This is a genomic window from Phycicoccus sp. Soil803 (assembly GCF_001429685.1).
GTDB lineage: Bacteria > Actinomycetota > Actinomycetes > Actinomycetales > Dermatophilaceae > Pedococcus.
In genome coordinates this window covers 2,012,014-2,028,559 of record NZ_LMST01000001.1, presented here as the reverse complement: position 1 = coordinate 2,028,559, position 16,546 = coordinate 2,012,014, and the positions used below count along the sequence as shown (strand labels likewise).

Below are 16,546 nucleotides of genomic sequence, written 5' to 3'. Positions count from 1 at the left end.
GCCTACGTCATTCCGAGCATGCCTGAGTACCACTCGTGCCAGCGACGCGCCGTCGCCGTGCCGTCGTCCCACGATGTGGCGCGTTCGCGCCCCTTCACCGAGGCGGTATGCCGCGCGGCCGGGTCGCGCAGGAACGCCTCGACCGCCTCGGCGAGCCGGGTCGGGTCGTTGACCGGCACCAGGGTCCCGATCCCGCGGACGAGGTCGGGCAGTCCCCCGGTGTCCGTCGCCACCACGGGTAGGCCGGCCGCCATCGCCTCCTGGACGACCAGGGCCCGCGCCTCCCAGCGACTCGGCAGGACGAAGACGTCGGCCGCGCGCAGCCACCGGGCAGGGTCGGGCTGGGGGCCGACGAGGTGCACGGGGAGTCCGTCGTCGCGGATCCGCCGCATCAGGGCTGCGCGGAGGTCCTCGTCGCCACCACCGACGACCACCCACACAGCCCCTCCTGCAGGTTTCTCACCCCATTGGAACGAAACCCGCGCCGCATCGACCAGGGTGTCGAGGTCCTTCTGCGGGGCGAGCCGGGCGATGGTCAGCACGAGCGGCATGTCGGAGGTCAACGGCCCGATCCCGTTCTCCTGCAACAGTTCTGCGACCAGCAAACGCCGCTCCGCGTCAGGCAGTGGCGTCGCGGTGAGCAGGTCGGGGACCCGCGGGGAGGGCACCTCGGCGAGGCGGGCATCGCGGGCGCCCAGCCGTCGCGCCTCGGCGACGAGGTCGCTGCTGGCCCCGGTGACGAAAGTGGCCTTGTGGGCGACCAGGCGCTGGACCAGGTCGAGGACGCGGCGTCGCGCCCCACCACCCAGGACGGCGTTGTGCTGGCTGACGACGACCGGCGTGCCCGTGCCCGCCGCAGCGACGACCGCGACGAGACCCGCCTGGTGGCCGTGGGCGTGCAGCACGTCCGCCCCACGCGCGAGTCCGCGCAGCCGACGCAGGTCCCGGAGCGAGCCGAGGACACCGGAGGCCCGGCTCGGCCACCACGGTCGCGCCCCGGGCAGGTCGAACCGGGCGGCGGTCGAGGCGTCGGTCACCACGGTGACGTCGTCGCCGAGGGCGCGCAGGTCGGCGGTGAGGTCGGCCACGTGGGTGCCGATCCCGCCCGCGCTGCGACCCAGCAGCATCACCACCCTCACGCCGAGGTCCCCCTGCGCCGGGCCCGGCCGCGCTCGCGCAGCGCCGTCATGGCCTTGCGGTCGGCGACCATCATCACGCCGAGGTAGGCCAGCAGGGTCACCAGCCCGACCAGGAGGCCACTGCCGAGCGCCGACCAGAGCGTGTCCGGCGAGAGGCCACGGGCGACCGTGTCACCCACGGCGAGCCCCACGGCGGCGGCGACGACGGCCGCACCGAGCGTGCGGCCCGACCCCTGGACTGCCTCCGGCCCCCAGGCACTGCGCACCAGCAGGGCGAGCACGGCGGCCGACACGGTCATCCCGACCGTCGACCCGACACCGAGGATGCCGAGCGTCGTGCCGGCGACCGAGCCCTCCGGGATCAGGGCCACGGGGATCAGGGCGGCCAGCGACCAGCCCGCCGCCACGGCCAGCGCGGCGTGGATCGGACGACCCCGCACGTAGAGAGCGCGGGTCAGCAGGGCGGCGACCGAGAACCCGACCAGGCCGGGGGCGTAGGCCGACAGGGCCCCGGGCAGGGCGGCCAGCGCCGCTCCCCCTCCGGAGCTGGCCGCGCTGTCGAACGAGGAGAAGAAGACCCCCACCGGCCGCGAGACCGCCATCAGCACGGTGGCCGCACCCGCGGTGAGCAGCAGGATCCCCCGCAGTGCTGCGGCCAGGGTGTCGCGCGCGGAGGTCCCGACCTGCTCCTTCAGCTCCTCGGCGGCGCTCGTGTGCGCCAGCGCCGGGAAGGCGGACGTCGCGATCGGGACGGCCAGCACGGCATACGGGAGCAGGTAGACGGCCTGGACGTAGGTGTAGACGTTGACGACGCCGGTGTCGACGGTGCGCGGGGCGTGGGTCAGCCACAGCGTGGCTGCGACGGCGGCCTGCTGCGCCACCAGCGCGATGACGCCCGCGCCTGCCAGCGAGCCGGCCCGGCGGGCCACCCCCTCGGGGAAGCTGAACGTGGGCCTCAGCCGGACCCCGGCCCGCACCGCCGGCACCAGCAGCGGCAGGCTCAGCACGACGACACCGAGGGTGGTGCCGCCGGCGAGCGCCCAGGTCGCGCTGGCGGAGATGTCGGCGGGCGACGTCCCCGGCTCCGCGACCAGCCGGTAGCCGACGTACGCGGCGATGACGACGAGGCTCGAGAGCAGCGGGGCCAGCGCTGCGGCGAGGAACCTGCGGTGCGCCTGGAGCACGCCGGCCAGCACGACGCCGACCCCGTAGAGGGCCACCTGCGGCGCGAAGACGAGGAGCATCGTCGTCCCGAGCTCGGCGGCTCCGGGGACGGTCGAGTCGCCGAGCAGTGCGTCGCTGAGCCACGGCGCGGTCAGCGCCAGCAGCACCGACAGCGGCACCAGGACGGCGACTGCCCAGGTGAGCAGGGCCGAGGCGGTCCGGTCGGCATCCGCACGGCGGCCCGCACCCAGCTGGCTCGCGATCAGCGGCACGGCCACGGCGGCGAGGGCGCCACCCGCGGCGACCTCGTAGACGACGTTGGGGAGCATGTTGACCGTCTGGTAGGTGTCACCCACCCCGCCCGCACCGACGGTGCGCGAGAACACGATGGTGCGCCCGAAGCCCGCGAGCCGGGCCAGCAGCGTCACGACGGCGATGAGTGCCGCGGCCTTGGCGACCGACGTGCCGACCGTCCTCGCGGTCATCGACGACACCGCACTACCGACGACACCGCGGTCATCGACGACCCAGGGCGTCGAGCTCGCGCAGGCCGGGAGTGGACTCGATGACATGGGTGAACGAGACCTTCTCCGAGGCGAGCGTCAGGGCGGTCAGGGCGGCCAGCGCGACCCATCGACCGCGCCGGCCGGTGCGCTGCACCAGGGCGGCGCCGAGCAGCGCGCCGGCGCTGTTCGCGCCGGTGTCGCCGAGCATGGCCTCCCCGGCCAGGTCGGGTCCGAGCAGGCCGGCCGCCGCACCCACGGCGGCGCCGGCGGCCGGTGCGCTCCGGGACGAGGTGGCGGTGAGGGCGCCGAGGACCATGGTCGCCTTGAGCGCGCGTCCGGGACGCAGGTCGAGCAGGTTGAGCAGGTTGGCCGACCCCGCGATGACCGCACCACCGACCAGCGTGTCCGCCGCGGTACGGCTGGGGTCCCGGCGGTCGATCAGGGCCGCGGACACCAGTCCGGTCACCCCGAGGCCGAGGATCTTGACCGCACCGGTCGTCACCTCACCGCGGGCCAGCGCGCCGAGGTGCCCCTTGAGGCCCTTGCTGCTCGAGTCGCCCCTGAGGTCGTCCAGCGCGCCGAACGCCGCAGACGACCCGGCCGCGACCACCGGCCCCGGCCCGGCACCCAGGAGCGCCGCGGCACCGGCGGCCCCCACGGCATACGCGGGACCCTCGAGGAGCGTGACCGTGCGACCCGCATGGTTGGTGCGGTCCCACGTGTCGGTGCCGCCCGGTGGGCGGTCCCGCAGCAGGCGCAGGGCGGAGGCGGCGAGCGCCCCGGCAACGGCACCGGACACGAGTGCGCGCACGGCGGCTACTTGGTCGCCAGCTGAGGGAAGGCCGCGGTCGCGTCGGAGGCGAGACCGTACTGCCCGGACTTGCCCGCCTCCTGCTCGAGCAGCCCGAACACCATGCTCGCCTGCCCCATCGGGAGCTCGGCGTTGTCGACGGTGGACAGCACCTTGGACTGGTCGCTGTCGTCGCGCGAGGTGGTGACGACGGACGTGGTGTTCGTGGCGCTGGGGCTGACGCTCGGGGCCACCAGGATCGCGCCCGCCCCGGCCTCGTCGAGCGCCCCCGCGAGGTGGCTCAGGCCGGTCGCGCGGTCCTCGCGCGCGGCGGCGTCCGAGCCGGTCACGGCCCCGGCCACGACCACGGCGATCGAGGCGACCTTGACGTTGTCGGGGGTGTAGCGGATCAGGTCACCGGTGCGCAGCGCCTCGAGCGCCGATGCGGCACCCGCGGCCGTGGACCCGGCCTTGGCGAGCACCGACCGGGCCAGCACGGCATCGACGACGTCGCTCCCGGTCTGGTCGATGGGGACCCCCACCTGGCTGGCCAGCTGCTGGCCGAGGGTGGCGCGGAAGGCTGCCTTCTCGGGGTCGACCCAGTTGTCCTGCACCGAGATCGTGGACCCCACCACCGCGCCTGCCGAGGCGAGCGTGCCCTGCGTGGACTTCACGAGGTTGGGGTCGGCGCCGGGGAGGACGACCAGGGTCACCGTGGTGTCCTTGAGCCGCTCCGCGAGCAGGCTCCGGTTGCTGGCCGAGGTGAACTCGTCGCGAGCCGCGGTCCCCTTCTCCGCGGCGTCGAGCTCGCTGCGCAGGGAGGCCTTGTCGGCGCGCAGGTTCTTCACCTCGGAGGTGAGGGTGTTGCCGATGTCCTCCTTGAGCGGACCGGCACCGAGCACGATCCCCACGGCGAGGGCCATGAAGATCGAGACGATGGAGACGAGGTGGTAACGAAAGTCGATCACGTGACGATTCCTACGACGAAGGACCAGAGGTCGTCCCACCGGGCGCCGAGCACCTGGAGGAACGCGCGCCCACCGGTGGTGGACCAGAGCGCCGCGAACAGTGCGCTCAGGCCCCCCAGCAGCATCAGCGTCAGGGCGAGGTTGGAGATGCGGGAGCGGTAGAGCCGGCTGACACCCTTGGCGTCGATGAGCTTGCCGCCCACGCGCAGCCGGGTGAGGAAGGTGCTGGCCATGCCGCTGCGGCCCTTGTCGAGGAACTCGACGAGCGTTGCGTGCGTGCCGACGGCCACGATCAGCTCGGCCCCCTTGTCGTCGGCCAGCAGCATCGCGACGTCCTCGCTCGTCCCGGTGGCCGGGAAGACGACCGGCTCGATCCCGAGCCGGTGGACGCGCTCCAGACCGGGGGCGTTGCCGTCGCGGTAGGCGTGCACCACGATCTCGGCACCACAGCGCAGGGTCGCGTCGGACACCGAGTCCATGTCGCCCACGACCATGTCGGGCTTGAGGCCGACCTCGAGAAGGGCGTCGGCACCGCCGTCGACCCCGATGAGCACCGGGCGGTACTCGCGGATGTAGCTGCGGAGCATGCGCAGGTCTTCCTTGTAGTGGTAGCCGCGCACCACGATCAGCGCGTGCCGACCGTCGATCTTGGTGGTGATGTCAGGGACGCCGACGCCGTCGAGCAGCAGCTCGCGCTCCCGGCGCAGGTACTCCATCGTGTTGGCCGCGAACGCCTCGAGCTGGACCGCGAGTCCGGCCCTGGCCTCGGTCATCGAGGACTGCACGAGCTCGTGGTCGAAGGCCTGTCCCTTGGCCACCACCTCGTCGCCGACCCAGATCTGGTCGCCGTCGATCCGCACGAGCTGGCCGTCGGCGAGGTCGTGCATGACGTCCTTGCCGACGTCGTCGATCAGCGGGATCCCCGCGTCGACGAGGATCTCGGGACCGAGGTTGGGGTAGCGACCCGAGATCGACGGAGCGGCGTTGATGACGGCGGCGGGTCGGCAGGCCAGCAGGGCCTCCGCGCTCACCTTGTCGATGTCCTGGTGGTCGATGACCGCGATCTCGCCGGGCTTGAGCCGCTTGGTGAGGTTCTTGGTGCGGGCGTCCACGCGCACCACACCGCGCACCCCCGGGGTCTCGGGGTCGCGGGCACGTTGGCGGGTGAACTTCAAAGGCATCCTGGCCATCCTCCCATGGGGCAAGGGGTGTGCCGCACGGCCCACGCGGGTGGGACCTGCGTCATGCGCGCACCCACCGGCGACGGGTGCGCACCGATCAGGTGTGGACCGCGGTGGCCCGCCGGGCCCTGGTCTCCTCGACGAGCTCGCGGGCGTGGTCAAGGGCAGTGCCCGAGTCGACCCCGGCCATCATGCGGGCGAGCTCGCGCAGCCGCTCCTCGCCGTCGAGCGCGTGCACCCCACTGGAGGTGATGTGCCCGTCGCTGGCCTTGCGGACGACCAGGTGGCGGTCGGCGTATGCCGCGACCTGGGGCAGGTGGGTGACGACGACGACCTGCGCGTGGCGGGCCAGCGCGGCCAGCCGCGCGCCGACGTCCAGGGCTGCCGCTCCCCCGACCCCGGCGTCGACCTCGTCGAAGACGAAAGTGGGGACGTCGCTGCCGCCGGCAGCACCGGTCACGACCTCGAGCGCCAGCATGACGCGGGACAGCTCACCGCCGGAGGCCGCCTTGGCGACCGTGCGGGCCGGGCTCCCGGGGTTGGCCGCGAGCAGGATCTCGACGTCGTCGCCGCCGTGCCGGGCCAGGCCGGCCGGCCGTGGGGTGACGGCGACGTCGACGGTCGCCTGCCCCATCGCCAGGTGGGCGAGCTCACCGGTCACCGCGGACGCGAGCCGCTTGGCCGCAGTGCGGCGGGCCTTGCCGAGGGCCTGCGCCGTGGTGCTGCGCTCGGCGTCGAGCCGGGCCACCTCGGGCTCGAGGGCCTCGATCCGGCTGTCGGAGTTGAGGAGGGCGTCGAGTCGCTGGGCCGACGCCTTGCCCCAGGCCAGCACGTCGTCGATGGTCTCGCCGTACTTGCGGGTCAGGGCGGTGAGGTCGGCCCGGCGCTGCTGGACCCAGGCCATCCGGGCCGGGTCGACCTCGATGTCGGACAGGTAGCTGCTCAGGTCGGCCGCGAGGTCCGCCGCCAGGTAGCCGAGATCCGCCATCCGGCGGTCCAGCTCGCGCAGCGCGGGGTCGTGGTCGACCTCGCCCGCGAGGGCCTGGCGGGCCGAGGCGATCAGCTCGACGACGCTGGGCGCCGGCTCCGCGGCATACTCCCCCGCCCCGGCGAGGTGGTCGTGCGCCAGTGCGGCGGCACCGCGCAGTCCCTCGGCATGGCCGAGCCGCTCGTCCTCGACGCGGAGCTCGGCATCCTCCCCCGACTGGGGGTCCACCTGCTCGAGCTGCTCGAGGCCGTGCTGGAGCACCTCGATCTCGCGAGCGCGGTCGCGGGCCTGCTCGCGCAGGTCGGCGAGCTCGGCGGCCGCGGCCTGGTGGGCGTCGTAGACGTCGGTGTGGGCCAGCAGGGCCTTCTGCAGGGGTGCTCCGCCGAACTGGTCGAGCACGGCGCGGTGCTGGTCGCTCTGGCGCAGGCGCCACTGGTCGGCCTGGCCGTGCACGGCCACGAGGTGCTCGCCGATCTCGCCGAGCACCCCCACCGGGGCGGAGCGGCCCCCGACGTGGGCGCGGGACCGGCCCTCGGCGCTGACCGAGCGCACGAGGACCAGCCCGTCTGTCACGTCGGCGCCCGCCTCGGCCGCGCGCAGGGCGGCGGGGTGGTCGCTGGCGACGTCGACGAGGCCCTCGACCACGGCACTACCGGCACCGGACCGCACCAGGCCGACGTCGGCCCGGGCACCCAGGAGCAGCCCCAGTCCGGTGACGACCATGGTCTTGCCTGCGCCGGTCTCGCCGGTGACGACGTTGAGCCCCGGGTGCAGGTCGAGCACGGCGTCGTCGATGACGCCGAGTCCCTGGATCCTCAGTTCGGACAGCACGGGCACAGCCTCTCACGCAGGGCCGACCGGGTCGGTCAGGCTGGCGGTGCGGCCGGCAGTGCGGCTGGCGGTCAGGCTGGCGGCGGGACCTCTGCGACGCGGGCCGCGTCCTCGCGACGGGCCTCACCGCGCCACCCGTGGATGGACAGGTCGAACTTGGCCACCAGCCGGTCGGTGAACGGTGAGGTGCTGAGCCGGGCCAGCCGCACCGGCGTCTGGGAGCGCACGACCTCGATCCGTGCGCCCGGGGGCAGGTCCACCGCGCGGCGACCGTCGCACCAGAGGGCGCCGGTGCCCAAGGTGTCGGGCACCACTTCGAGGGCGAGGTGCGAGCTGGGGCCGAGCACGAGCGGTCGGGCGAACAGGGCGTGCGCACTGATCGGCACCAGCAGGAGGGCCTCGACGTCCGGCCAGACGACCGGGCCACCGGCCGAGAAGGCGTAGGCGGTCGACCCGGTCGGGGTGGCGACCACGACGCCGTCGCAACCCCAGGTGGTCAGCGGTCGGCCGTCGATCTCCGCCACGACCTCGAGCATGCGTTCGCGGTTGGCCTTCTCGACGGTGACCTCGTTGAGGGCCCAGCTCGTGTAGACCGGGTCGCCGTTGACGTGCGCCGTGACCTCGAGGGTCATCCGCTCCTCGACCGAGTAGGTCTTGGCGACGATGTGCTCGACGGTGGCGTCGATGTCCTCGCGCTCGGCCTCGGCGAGGAAGCCCACGTGGCCCAGGTTCACGCCCAGCAGCGGGGCGCCGGTCCCCCGCGACACCTCGGCGCCGCGCAGGATGGTCCCGTCACCGCCGAGCACGCAGACCAGCTCACAGCCCTCCGCCGCAGCGTCCCCGTCGTCGACCAGCGTGACGCCCGGGTGCTCGGCCAGGTTGACGGCGGTGGCCTCGTCCCGCTGGACGACCACCTCGATGCCTGCGGCGTGCAGGCGCTCGACCACGGCGGTCGCCAGGTCCTGCGCCTCCTGGCGGCGCGGGTGCGCCACGAGCAGGATCCTGCGACCCGGCGTGCTGCTGCCCGGGTCGGTGCTCCCTGAACTCATGGTGTTCTCCCCACGGTCTGGTGTCCCTTCGAGGTCAGTCATGGCTCGGTCACGTCGTCGGCGGCCCTCACCAGAGCCTCCCATCCCATCGACTGCGCGTCGCGGGGGGTCAGCCAGAGCAGGTACTCCGCGTTGCCCTCGCCGCCCTCGATCGGGCTGCGGGCCAGGCCTTGGGGGTGCAGGCCGGCGGCCACCGCCGCACGGGCGACCTCAGTGACCGCCCACGCGCGGTCACCCTGCGCCCGGACGATGCCGCCCTTGCCCAGTCGGGTGCGGCCGACCTCGAACTGGGGTTTGACCAGCACCACGGCGTCACCCTCGTCGGTCAGCAGGCCTCGGAAGGTCTCGAGCACGAGTGTCAGAGAGATGAAGCTCAGGTCCGCGACGAGCAGGTCCACCGCTCCCCCGAGGTCACCGGCCCGCAGGTCGCGGACGGTGGTGCGCGACCGGTCGGTGACCCGCGGGTCGTCGGCCAGCGCGGGGACGAGCTGACCGTGCCCGACGTCGAGGGCGATGACGTGGGACGCCCCGTGGTGCAGCAGCACCTGGGTGAACCCACCGGTCGAGGCGCCCACGTCGAGGCAGCGCCTGCCGGTGACCACCAGTCCCCGGGGCCCGAACGTCTCCAGCGCCCCCAGCAGCTTGTATGCCGCGCGGCTCACCCAGCGCGGCCCCTCCTCGCGCACCTCGATGACCTGCCCGGGGGTGACGGGGAGCGAGGGCTTCGAGGCCGGCTTGCCGTCGACGGTGACGTCACCGGCGTCGACCAGCGCGCGAGCGTGGCCCCGCGACCGGGCCAGGCCGCGCCGGACGAGCTCGAGATCGAGCCGGACCGGGTCGCGCGGCGTCGAGTCGCGCGGCGTCGAGTCGTGCGGCGTCGAGTCGCGCGGTATGGAGTCGCGCGGCGTCGAGTCGCTCACTCGCCGCCGAGGTCGGACAGCCGGGCCTGGAGGGTCTGCTGCACGCGCTGACCTGCGTCGATCTGCGCATCGAGGTCGTCGGTGGGAGCGTCCTGCAGGTCCTGCAGGGCCGAATCGATGACGATGTCGCCGGTCGCCTGGTCACCCAGACCGGTGCCGAGCGACTCGGCCCGGTCGGTGGGGTTGTCGTGCCGGGAGGCGTGGGCGACGGCAGCACCCGACGACGGGGCGGCCTGCTCGTCCACGCCCTGCTCATCCACGGCGTCGTCGTCCACGGTGGGGTCGTCCACGGTGGGGTCGTCCACGGTGGGGTCGTTGGTCGGGTCTTCGTCGCTCACTGCGCTGCCTTCTTCGCCGTGGTCTTCGTGGCGGTGGTCTTCTTGGCCGCCCTCGTGGCTGCAGCCTTCTTCGCCGGCGCGGCCTTCTTCGCCGCTGTCTTCTTCGCGGGTGCAGCCTTCTTCGCCGGTGCAACCTTCTTCGCCGGTGCAACCTTCTTCGCCGGCGCGGCCTTCTTCGCCGCCGCCTTCTTCGCCGCCGCCTTGTTCGCCGCCGCCTTCTTCGCCGCCGCCTTGTTCGCCGCCGCCTTCTTCGCAGGGGCTGCCTTCGTGGCTGGTGCCGCCGGTGCGGCTGCGGGGGCGGAAGGCCGCACCCTGGTGGAGATCGCTCCGGAGCCGCCGACCGCCCGGCCGATCGAGCTGCGGGACGCGCCGGCCACGGCGGAGGCGCCGGTCGCCAGCAGGAGGGCTCGCAGCTCGGCGATCTCCTTGGTGACCGTGGTCAGGGCGGTGCGGGCCGCATCGACGTCCGCGGCGCGGGCGACGTCAGCCTTCTTGAGTGCCGACTCGACCTCGCTCTGGATGAGGGTCAGCAGGTTGGCCCGGTTGGCCCGGGCGGCTTCGAGGAGCTGGTCGGCGAGCGTCGAGGCCTGCACCGCCCGCCGGGTCACCTCGTCCGCGCCGGGGAGGGCCAGCAGGCCCTGCGCTGCGTCCATCGCCTTGGCCTTGGTCATCTCGCCCAGACCGCTGGCGAGCTGGATGTAGCTGCGCACGGATTCGAAAGCCACGGTAGGTCCTCCTCGATGAAGCGGCGGGGGGTCGCTCGCGCCCCTCACGCTACTGCCATGCGTCGATCTCGGGAACGAGCCGCTGCACCGCGTCGTCGTCCAGGTCGCCGAGGTCCAGGGCCTCGTGGAGGCACGCCACGCCAGCGCGGGCGGCCTCGATGGCGGTCCCCTTCGACGCCACCTCCCAGGATCCGTCGACGACGCGCCGCCGGTCCTGCCCGCAGACCCACCAGGAGTAGTCGGTCTCGGCGGGGACGTATGCGGCGGACAGCGACCGCAGGTCCTCGAGCAGGTAGGTGGGTCGCATCGCTGCCGGCGCGGACACCAGCGTGGTCACCGAGTCGATGCCGGTCAGCACGAGCGCCGAGTCCATGCCTGCTGCCACCGCCCCGGCGATGTCGGTGTCGAGCCGGTCTCCCACGGCCAGCACCCGGGCCGGGGCTTCCTCAAGCCGGGCGGCACACAGCTCGTAGAGGGGGGCGTACGGCTTCCCGACGACTCTCGGCTCCTGCCCGGTGGCCCGCTGGACCGCGGCCACCAGGGTGCCGTTGCCCGGAGCGGTGCCCCGGTGGGTCGGCAGGGTCGCGTCGGTGTTCGTGGCGACCCAGACGGCGCCGGCCGCCACGGCATACGCCGCTTCGGACAGGTCAGCGGCGGTGACGGCCGCGCCATACCCCTGGAGCACGCCGGCCACGACGTGGTCGAGCGCCTCGCGCGTCTGCTCGGGGGTGGCGACGTCGAACCCTTGGTGCTGCAACGCTTCCCGCACCCCGATCCCCCCGATCGCGAGGATCTTCGAGCCCGCCGGCACGAGGTCGCGCAGGACCGCCGCGCCGGCCTGCGAGCTGGTCGCGACATCGCGCGCCCGCACGTGCAACCCGAGGTCGGTGAGGTGTCCAGCGACCTCGTCCGGCGGTCGCGAGGCGTTGTTGGTGGCGTAGACGATCGGGACGGTCAGGGCGGCCAGGGCCGAGACGGCATGGTCCACCGCGTCCGGACCCCGGTAGACCACGCCATCGAGGTCACACACGACCGCGGCATACCGGTCGACCAGGTGTGGCCCGCTAGCGGGCATCGCCACCGGGCGCGGCGCCCTGGGCCGGGGCGACGTCGCCCTCGTCGTCGTCCTCCTCGCCGTCGAGCAGGTCGGTGAGGATCACCCCGTCGAGCTCGGCCAGTCGCTCCGCGGCGTCGGTCTCCAGCTCGTCGTCGGCGTCCGCGGCGCGCGCGAACCAGTCGCGCGCGTCGTCGTCGTGCCCGAGCGCCAGCAGGGCCTCGGCGTAGGCGTAGGACAACCGGGCCGACCACGGCTTGCGGGCCGAACCCTTGAGCTGCGGGATCTGCAAGGCCTGCTGGGAGGCCTCGAGCTGCCCGAGGTCACGACGGATGCCGGAGATGACGATGGCCAGCTCGACGCGGTCCTCGACGGCCAGCGTCTTGGCCTCGGGCGACATCGCGAGCTCGAGGGCTCGCTCCTGACGGCCCAGGCCACGCTCGCAGTCGACCATCAGCGCCAGCAGGTGCGAGGAACCGCTCAGCCGGCGCGCGGTGCGGAACTCGCTGAGCGCCCGGGCCCACTCGCCCTTGCGGTAGGCGACCAGACCGAGGGCCTCGCGGGCTGCGGGCACCCGACCGGCCCGACGGACCGCCGTCTCGGCGTGCGCCTCGGCGCTCTCCAGGTCGTCGACCTCGAGCAGCGCCGCGACCATGACCAGGTGCTGGGCCACCCCCTCGGCGTTCTCCTTGCTCAGGGTGCGCAGCTGCTGGTGGACCGAGCGGTCCAGCTCCTTGCCGGTCACGCCGTCGGCGATCCGCGGCTCGGGGAGCTTGGGCTTCTTGGGCGCCAGCCGCGGACCGGTCGTCCTGCCGTCGGCGCCGCCGCCGGCTGCGCCGTCGCGCCGGTCGCCGCGGCCGGCGCCACCGCGCTCCGGTCTACCACCCGAGCCACCGCGACCGCCACGCGACGGGCCGTCACCGCGGCCGCTCGCGCCACCGTCTCGACGGGGACCGGAGGAGCGCCCACCACCTGCACCGGGAGGACGACCACCACCCGATGCGGGTCGACGGTTCTGGCCACCTCGGCCTGGCTGGTTCTCGGGCACGTTTGCTCCTCGCTGTGCAGTAATCGTGTGCAGTCTACGGACTGTGGCTGTGCCGGGACACCGTGGTCCGCGCCGGCCGGCACCACGGCACGACCGCGGCACTGTCTTTCCGACACTTTCATTTCGACAGTGCCTGGCAAAAGACAATGCCTGGCAAAAGACAATGCCTGGCAAAAGACAATGCAAAAGGGCCATCCCGAGTGGGATGGCCCTTTTGAAAGTATGTCCGGCTGCGTCCTACTCTCCCACACCGTCACCAGTGCAGTACCATCGGCGCTGAAGGGCTTAGCTTCCGGGTTCGGAATGGAGCCGGGCGTTTCCCCTTCGCTATGACAGCCGAAACTCTATGGAGATTTCAATCGATTTCCCGACCGTATCTCGGGAACCACACAGTGGACGCGTAACATCTTTGTTAGTCAAGTTATCGGCTTATTAGTACCAGTCAGCTACATGCGTTACCGCACTTCCACGTCTGGCCTATCAACCCAGTAGTCTAGCTGGGAGCCTCTCGGACCGAAGTCCATGGAAACCTCATCTTGAAGCACGCTTCCCGCTTAGATGCTTTCAGCGGTTATCGTTTCCGAACGTAGCTAATCAGCCGTGCTCTTGGCAGAACAACTGACACACCAGAGGTTCGTCCATCCCGGTCCTCTCGTACTAGGGATAGCCCTTCTCAAGTTTCCTACGCGCACAGCGGATAGGGACCGAACTGTCTCACGACGTTCTAAACCCAGCTCGCGTACCGCTTTAATGGGCGAACAGCCCAACCCTTGGGACCTACTCCAGCCCCAGGATGCGACGAGCCGACATCGAGGTGCCAAACCATGCCGTCGATATGGACTCTTGGGCAAGATCAGCCTGTTATCCCCGGGGTACCTTTTATCCGTTGAGCGACGGCGCTTCCACAAGCCACCGCCGGATCACTAGTCCCGACTTTCGTCCCTGCTCGAGATGCCTCTCTCACAGTCAAGCTCCCTTGTGCACTTACACTCAAAACCTGATTGCCAACCAGGCTGAGGGAACCTTTGGGCGCCTCCGTTACCTTTTAGGAGGCAACCGCCCCAGTTAAACTACCCACCAGGCACTGTCCCTGATCCGGATCACGGACCGAGGTTAGATATCCAGAACGACCAGAGTGGTATTTCAACGTTGACTCCACCGACACTGGCGTGCCGGCTTCAAAGTCTCCCACCTATCCTACACAAGCCGTACCGAACACCAATACCAAGCTGTAGTAAAGGTCCCGGGGTCTTTCCGTCCTGCTGCGCGTAACGAGCATCTTTACTCGTAGTGCAATTTCGCCGAGTTCATGGTTGAGACAGTGGAGAAGTCGTTACGCCATTCGTGCAGGTCGGAACTTACCCGACAAGGAATTTCGCTACCTTAGGATGGTTATAGTTACCACCGCCGTTTACTGGGGCTTAAATTCTCAGCTTCGCTCCGAAGAACTAACCGGTCCTCTTAACCTTCCAGCACCGGGCAGGCGTCAGTCCGTATACATCGTCTTGCGACTTCGCACGGACCTGTGTTTTTAGTAAACAGTCGCTTCTCCCTGGTCTCTGCGGCCGATCACGCTCGGGCAGCAAGTGCCGTCACGATCAGGGCCCCCCTTCTCCCGAAGTTACGGGGGTATTTTGCCGAATTCCTTAACCATGATTCACTCGATCGCCTTGGTATTCTCTACCTAACCACCTGAGTCGGTTTGGGGTACGGGCGGCTCGAACCTCGCTAGAAGATTTTCTAGGCAGCATAGGATCACCCTCTTCCCGCATACGCGGTCACTATCAGGTCTCAGGATATGTGTGAGGCGGATTTGCCTACCTCACTCCCTACACCCTTGGACGTGGACTACCATCGCCACGCGGAGGCTACCTTCCTGCGTCTCTCCATTGCTTGACTAGTACTAGATCGGGTCGCGCGCTCCACTCGAATCAGTCCGAAGACGTCATCGAGCTTCAGGCGCTTAGCATCACTAGGTTCGTCATGGGCGGTTCTTCGCCGGTTCCGGAATATCAACCGGATGTCCATCGACTACGCCTGTCGGCCTCGCCTTAGGTCCCGACTTACCCAGGGCAGATTAGCTTGACCCTGGAACCCTTGGTTATTCGGCGGACGGGTTTCTCGCCCGTCATTCGCTACTCATGCCTGCATTCTCACTCGTGTGGCCTCCACGGCTGGATCACTCCGCCGCTTCCCTGGCCACACGACGCTCCCCTACCCATCAACACGCTTGGACCGTGGATCCTCAGATGTCACGGCCGGGCAAAGTGTCAATGCCACAGCTTCGGTGGTGTGCTTGAGCCCCGCTACATTGTCGGCGCGGAATCACTTGACCAGTGAGCTATTACGCACTCTTTAAAGGGTGGCTGCTTCTAAGCCAACCTCCTGGTTGTCAATGCAACTCCACATCCTTTCCCACTTAGCACACGCTTAGGGACCTTAGATGGTGGTCTGGGCTGTTTCCCTCTCGACTACGGAGCTTATCCCCCGCAGTCTCACTGCCACGCTCTCACTTACCGGCATTCGGAGTTTGGCTAACGTCAGTAACCTGGTGAGGCCCATTAGCTATCCAGTAGCTCTACCTCCGGTAAGAAACACGTGACGCTGCACCTAAATGCATTTCGGGGAGAACCAGCTATCACGGAGTTTGATTGGCCTTTCACCCCTACCCACAGCTCATCCCCTCAGTTTTCAACCTAAGTGGGTTCGGTCCTCCACGACGTCTTACCGTCGCTTCAACCTGGCCATGGGTAGATCACTCCGCTTCGGGTCTAGACCCAGCGACTAAATCGCCCTATTCGGACTCGCTTTCGCTACGGCTTCCCCACACGGGTTAACCTCGCCACTGAGCACTAACTCGCAGGCTCATTCTTCAAAAGGCACGCTGTCACCCCACAAGGAGGCTCCAACGGATTGTAGGCAAACGGTTTCAGGATCTATTTCACTCCCCTCCCGGGGTACTTTTCACCTTTCCCTCACGGTACTTGTCCGCTATCGGTCACCAGGGAATATTTAGGCTTAGCGGGTGGTCCCGCCAGATTCACACGGGATTTCTCGGGCCCCGTGCTACTTGGGATACTTCTCTGGAGTTCGCGTCATTTCGTCTACGGGGGTCGCACCCTCTGTGCCGGGCCTTTCAATGCCCTTCGACTATAACGCGAATTTTTGACTCCATGTCAGGATGTCAGTCCTGACCGAAAAGTCCCACGACCCCGACCATGCAACGCCTGACAGCTATCACACATGATCGGTTTAGCCTCTTCCGCTTTCGCTCGCCACTACTCACGGAATCGCGGTTGCTTTCTCTTCCTGTGGGTACTGAGATGTTTCACTTCCCCACGTTCCCTCTACCCGCCCTATGTGTTCAGGCGGGAGTGACTGGACTTGCCTCCAGCCGGGTTTCCCCATTCGGAAATCCTCGGATCACAGTCTGGTTATCGACTCCCCGAGGCTTATCGCAGATTCCTACGTCCTTCTTCGGTTCCTGGTGCCAAGGCATCCACCGTTTGCCCTTATAAACTTGAGTTTACAAAGATGCTCGCGTCCACTGTGTAGTTCTCAAGGTACGGGCGGCCCCTCCCCGGTGTCGGTGCCTACCGCTGGTCGCTGTACAACAGCACCGTGCGGCGGTTCATCCGTGGGGAGGGTCCTGGCCGATCTACCGGCCTGAGGTTCAAGCTTTCGCCCGAAGCCCTCAGGACCCAACAACGTGTCAGGCGCCGGCACCCTCTCGATTGCGTTCCACTGCCAGGTCCGAGGACCTGACTTGTACTTGCGACACGAGTCGGTGTCAGCGCCAAATAATCGATGTTCCACCCTTGAGCTCCTGGTGTAGGACGTACGCC

The 16,546-nt window shown here is 69.7% G+C and carries 12 protein-coding genes and 2 rRNA genes; all 14 read right to left on the bottom strand.

The window, feature by feature from the left end; genetic code table 11:
• Positions 1-2 precede the first annotated feature (2 nt).
• On the bottom strand, positions 3-1,139 hold the full coding sequence (locus ASG95_RS09320) for a glycosyltransferase family 4 protein (RefSeq protein ID WP_235543668.1): 1,137 nt from the start codon (positions 1,137-1,139) through the stop codon (positions 3-5).
• Positions 1,136-2,788: a murein biosynthesis integral membrane protein MurJ gene (gene murJ, locus ASG95_RS09315; protein WP_162259381.1), complete on the bottom strand. Its 1,653-nt coding sequence runs from the start codon at positions 2,786-2,788 to the stop codon at positions 1,136-1,138. The genes ASG95_RS09320 and murJ overlap by 4 nt, the downstream gene beginning before the upstream one ends.
• Positions 2,789-2,819: 31 nt before the next feature.
• Positions 2,820-3,620, bottom strand: a complete 801-nt coding sequence (locus ASG95_RS09310; protein ID WP_056923367.1) for a hypothetical protein — start codon at positions 3,618-3,620, stop codon at positions 2,820-2,822.
• Positions 3,621-3,625: 5 nt separating this feature from the next.
• A complete protein-coding gene (locus ASG95_RS09305; RefSeq protein WP_057377267.1) occupies positions 3,626-4,567 on the bottom strand; it encodes a copper transporter in 942 nt (313 codons plus the stop codon).
• On the bottom strand, positions 4,564-5,748 hold the full coding sequence (gene steA, locus ASG95_RS09300) for a putative cytokinetic ring protein SteA (protein WP_056923369.1): 1,185 nt from the start codon (positions 5,746-5,748) through the stop codon (positions 4,564-4,566). Before steA ends, ASG95_RS09305 begins: the two co-directional genes overlap by 4 nt.
• A gap of 97 nt (positions 5,749-5,845) precedes the next feature.
• Positions 5,846-7,567, bottom strand: coding sequence for a DNA repair protein RecN (recN, locus tag ASG95_RS09295; RefSeq protein ID WP_056923772.1), 1,722 nt, complete (start codon positions 7,565-7,567; stop codon positions 5,846-5,848).
• Between the two features lie 71 nt (positions 7,568-7,638).
• On the bottom strand, positions 7,639-8,616 hold the full coding sequence (locus ASG95_RS09290) for an NAD kinase (protein ID WP_056923370.1): 978 nt from the start codon (positions 8,614-8,616) through the stop codon (positions 7,639-7,641).
• Positions 8,617-8,654: 38 nt separating this feature from the next.
• Positions 8,655-9,536, bottom strand: coding sequence for a TlyA family RNA methyltransferase (locus tag ASG95_RS09285; protein ID WP_235543666.1), 882 nt, complete (start codon positions 9,534-9,536; stop codon positions 8,655-8,657).
• Complete coding sequence (locus ASG95_RS09280; protein WP_057377266.1) at positions 9,533-9,874, bottom strand: hypothetical protein; 342 nt, start codon at positions 9,872-9,874, stop codon at positions 9,533-9,535. Before ASG95_RS09280 ends, ASG95_RS09285 begins: the two co-directional genes overlap by 4 nt.
• Entirely contained in the window at positions 9,871-10,599 is a 729-nt protein-coding gene (locus ASG95_RS21790) for a hypothetical protein (RefSeq protein ID WP_200961895.1), read from the bottom strand. Before ASG95_RS21790 ends, ASG95_RS09280 begins: the two co-directional genes overlap by 4 nt.
• A gap of 49 nt (positions 10,600-10,648) precedes the next feature.
• Positions 10,649-11,674, bottom strand: coding sequence for an HAD-IIA family hydrolase (locus ASG95_RS09270; RefSeq protein WP_057378830.1), 1,026 nt, complete (start codon positions 11,672-11,674; stop codon positions 10,649-10,651).
• The gene (locus ASG95_RS21785) at positions 11,664-12,701 is read right to left on the bottom strand and encodes a lipopolysaccharide assembly protein LapB (protein ID WP_235543664.1); all 1,038 of its coding nucleotides are present in this window, start codon (positions 12,699-12,701) and stop codon (positions 11,664-11,666) included. Before ASG95_RS21785 ends, ASG95_RS09270 begins: the two co-directional genes overlap by 11 nt.
• A 224-nt stretch (positions 12,702-12,925) precedes the next feature.
• Positions 12,926-13,042 (bottom strand): 5S ribosomal RNA (gene rrf, locus ASG95_RS09260).
• 71 nt (positions 13,043-13,113) lie between these two features.
• Positions 13,114-16,227, bottom strand: a 23S ribosomal RNA gene (locus ASG95_RS09255).
• Between the last annotated feature and the right edge of the window lie 319 nt (positions 16,228-16,546).

Bases quoted from the DNA above. Each gene is read 5' to 3' on its own strand.
- murJ (WP_162259381.1), bottom strand. From the start codon at position 2,788: ATGACCGCGAGGACGGTCGGCACGTCGGTCGCCAAGGCCGCGGCACTC.
- steA (WP_056923369.1), bottom strand. From the start codon at position 5,748: ATGCCTTTGAAGTTCACCCGCCAACGTGCCCGCGACCCCGAGACCCCG.
- ASG95_RS09290 (WP_056923370.1), bottom strand. From the start codon at position 8,616: ATGAGTTCAGGGAGCACCGACCCGGGCAGCAGCACGCCGGGTCGCAGG.
- ASG95_RS09270 (WP_057378830.1), bottom strand. From the start codon at position 11,674: ATGCCCGCTAGCGGGCCACACCTGGTCGACCGGTATGCCGCGGTCGTG.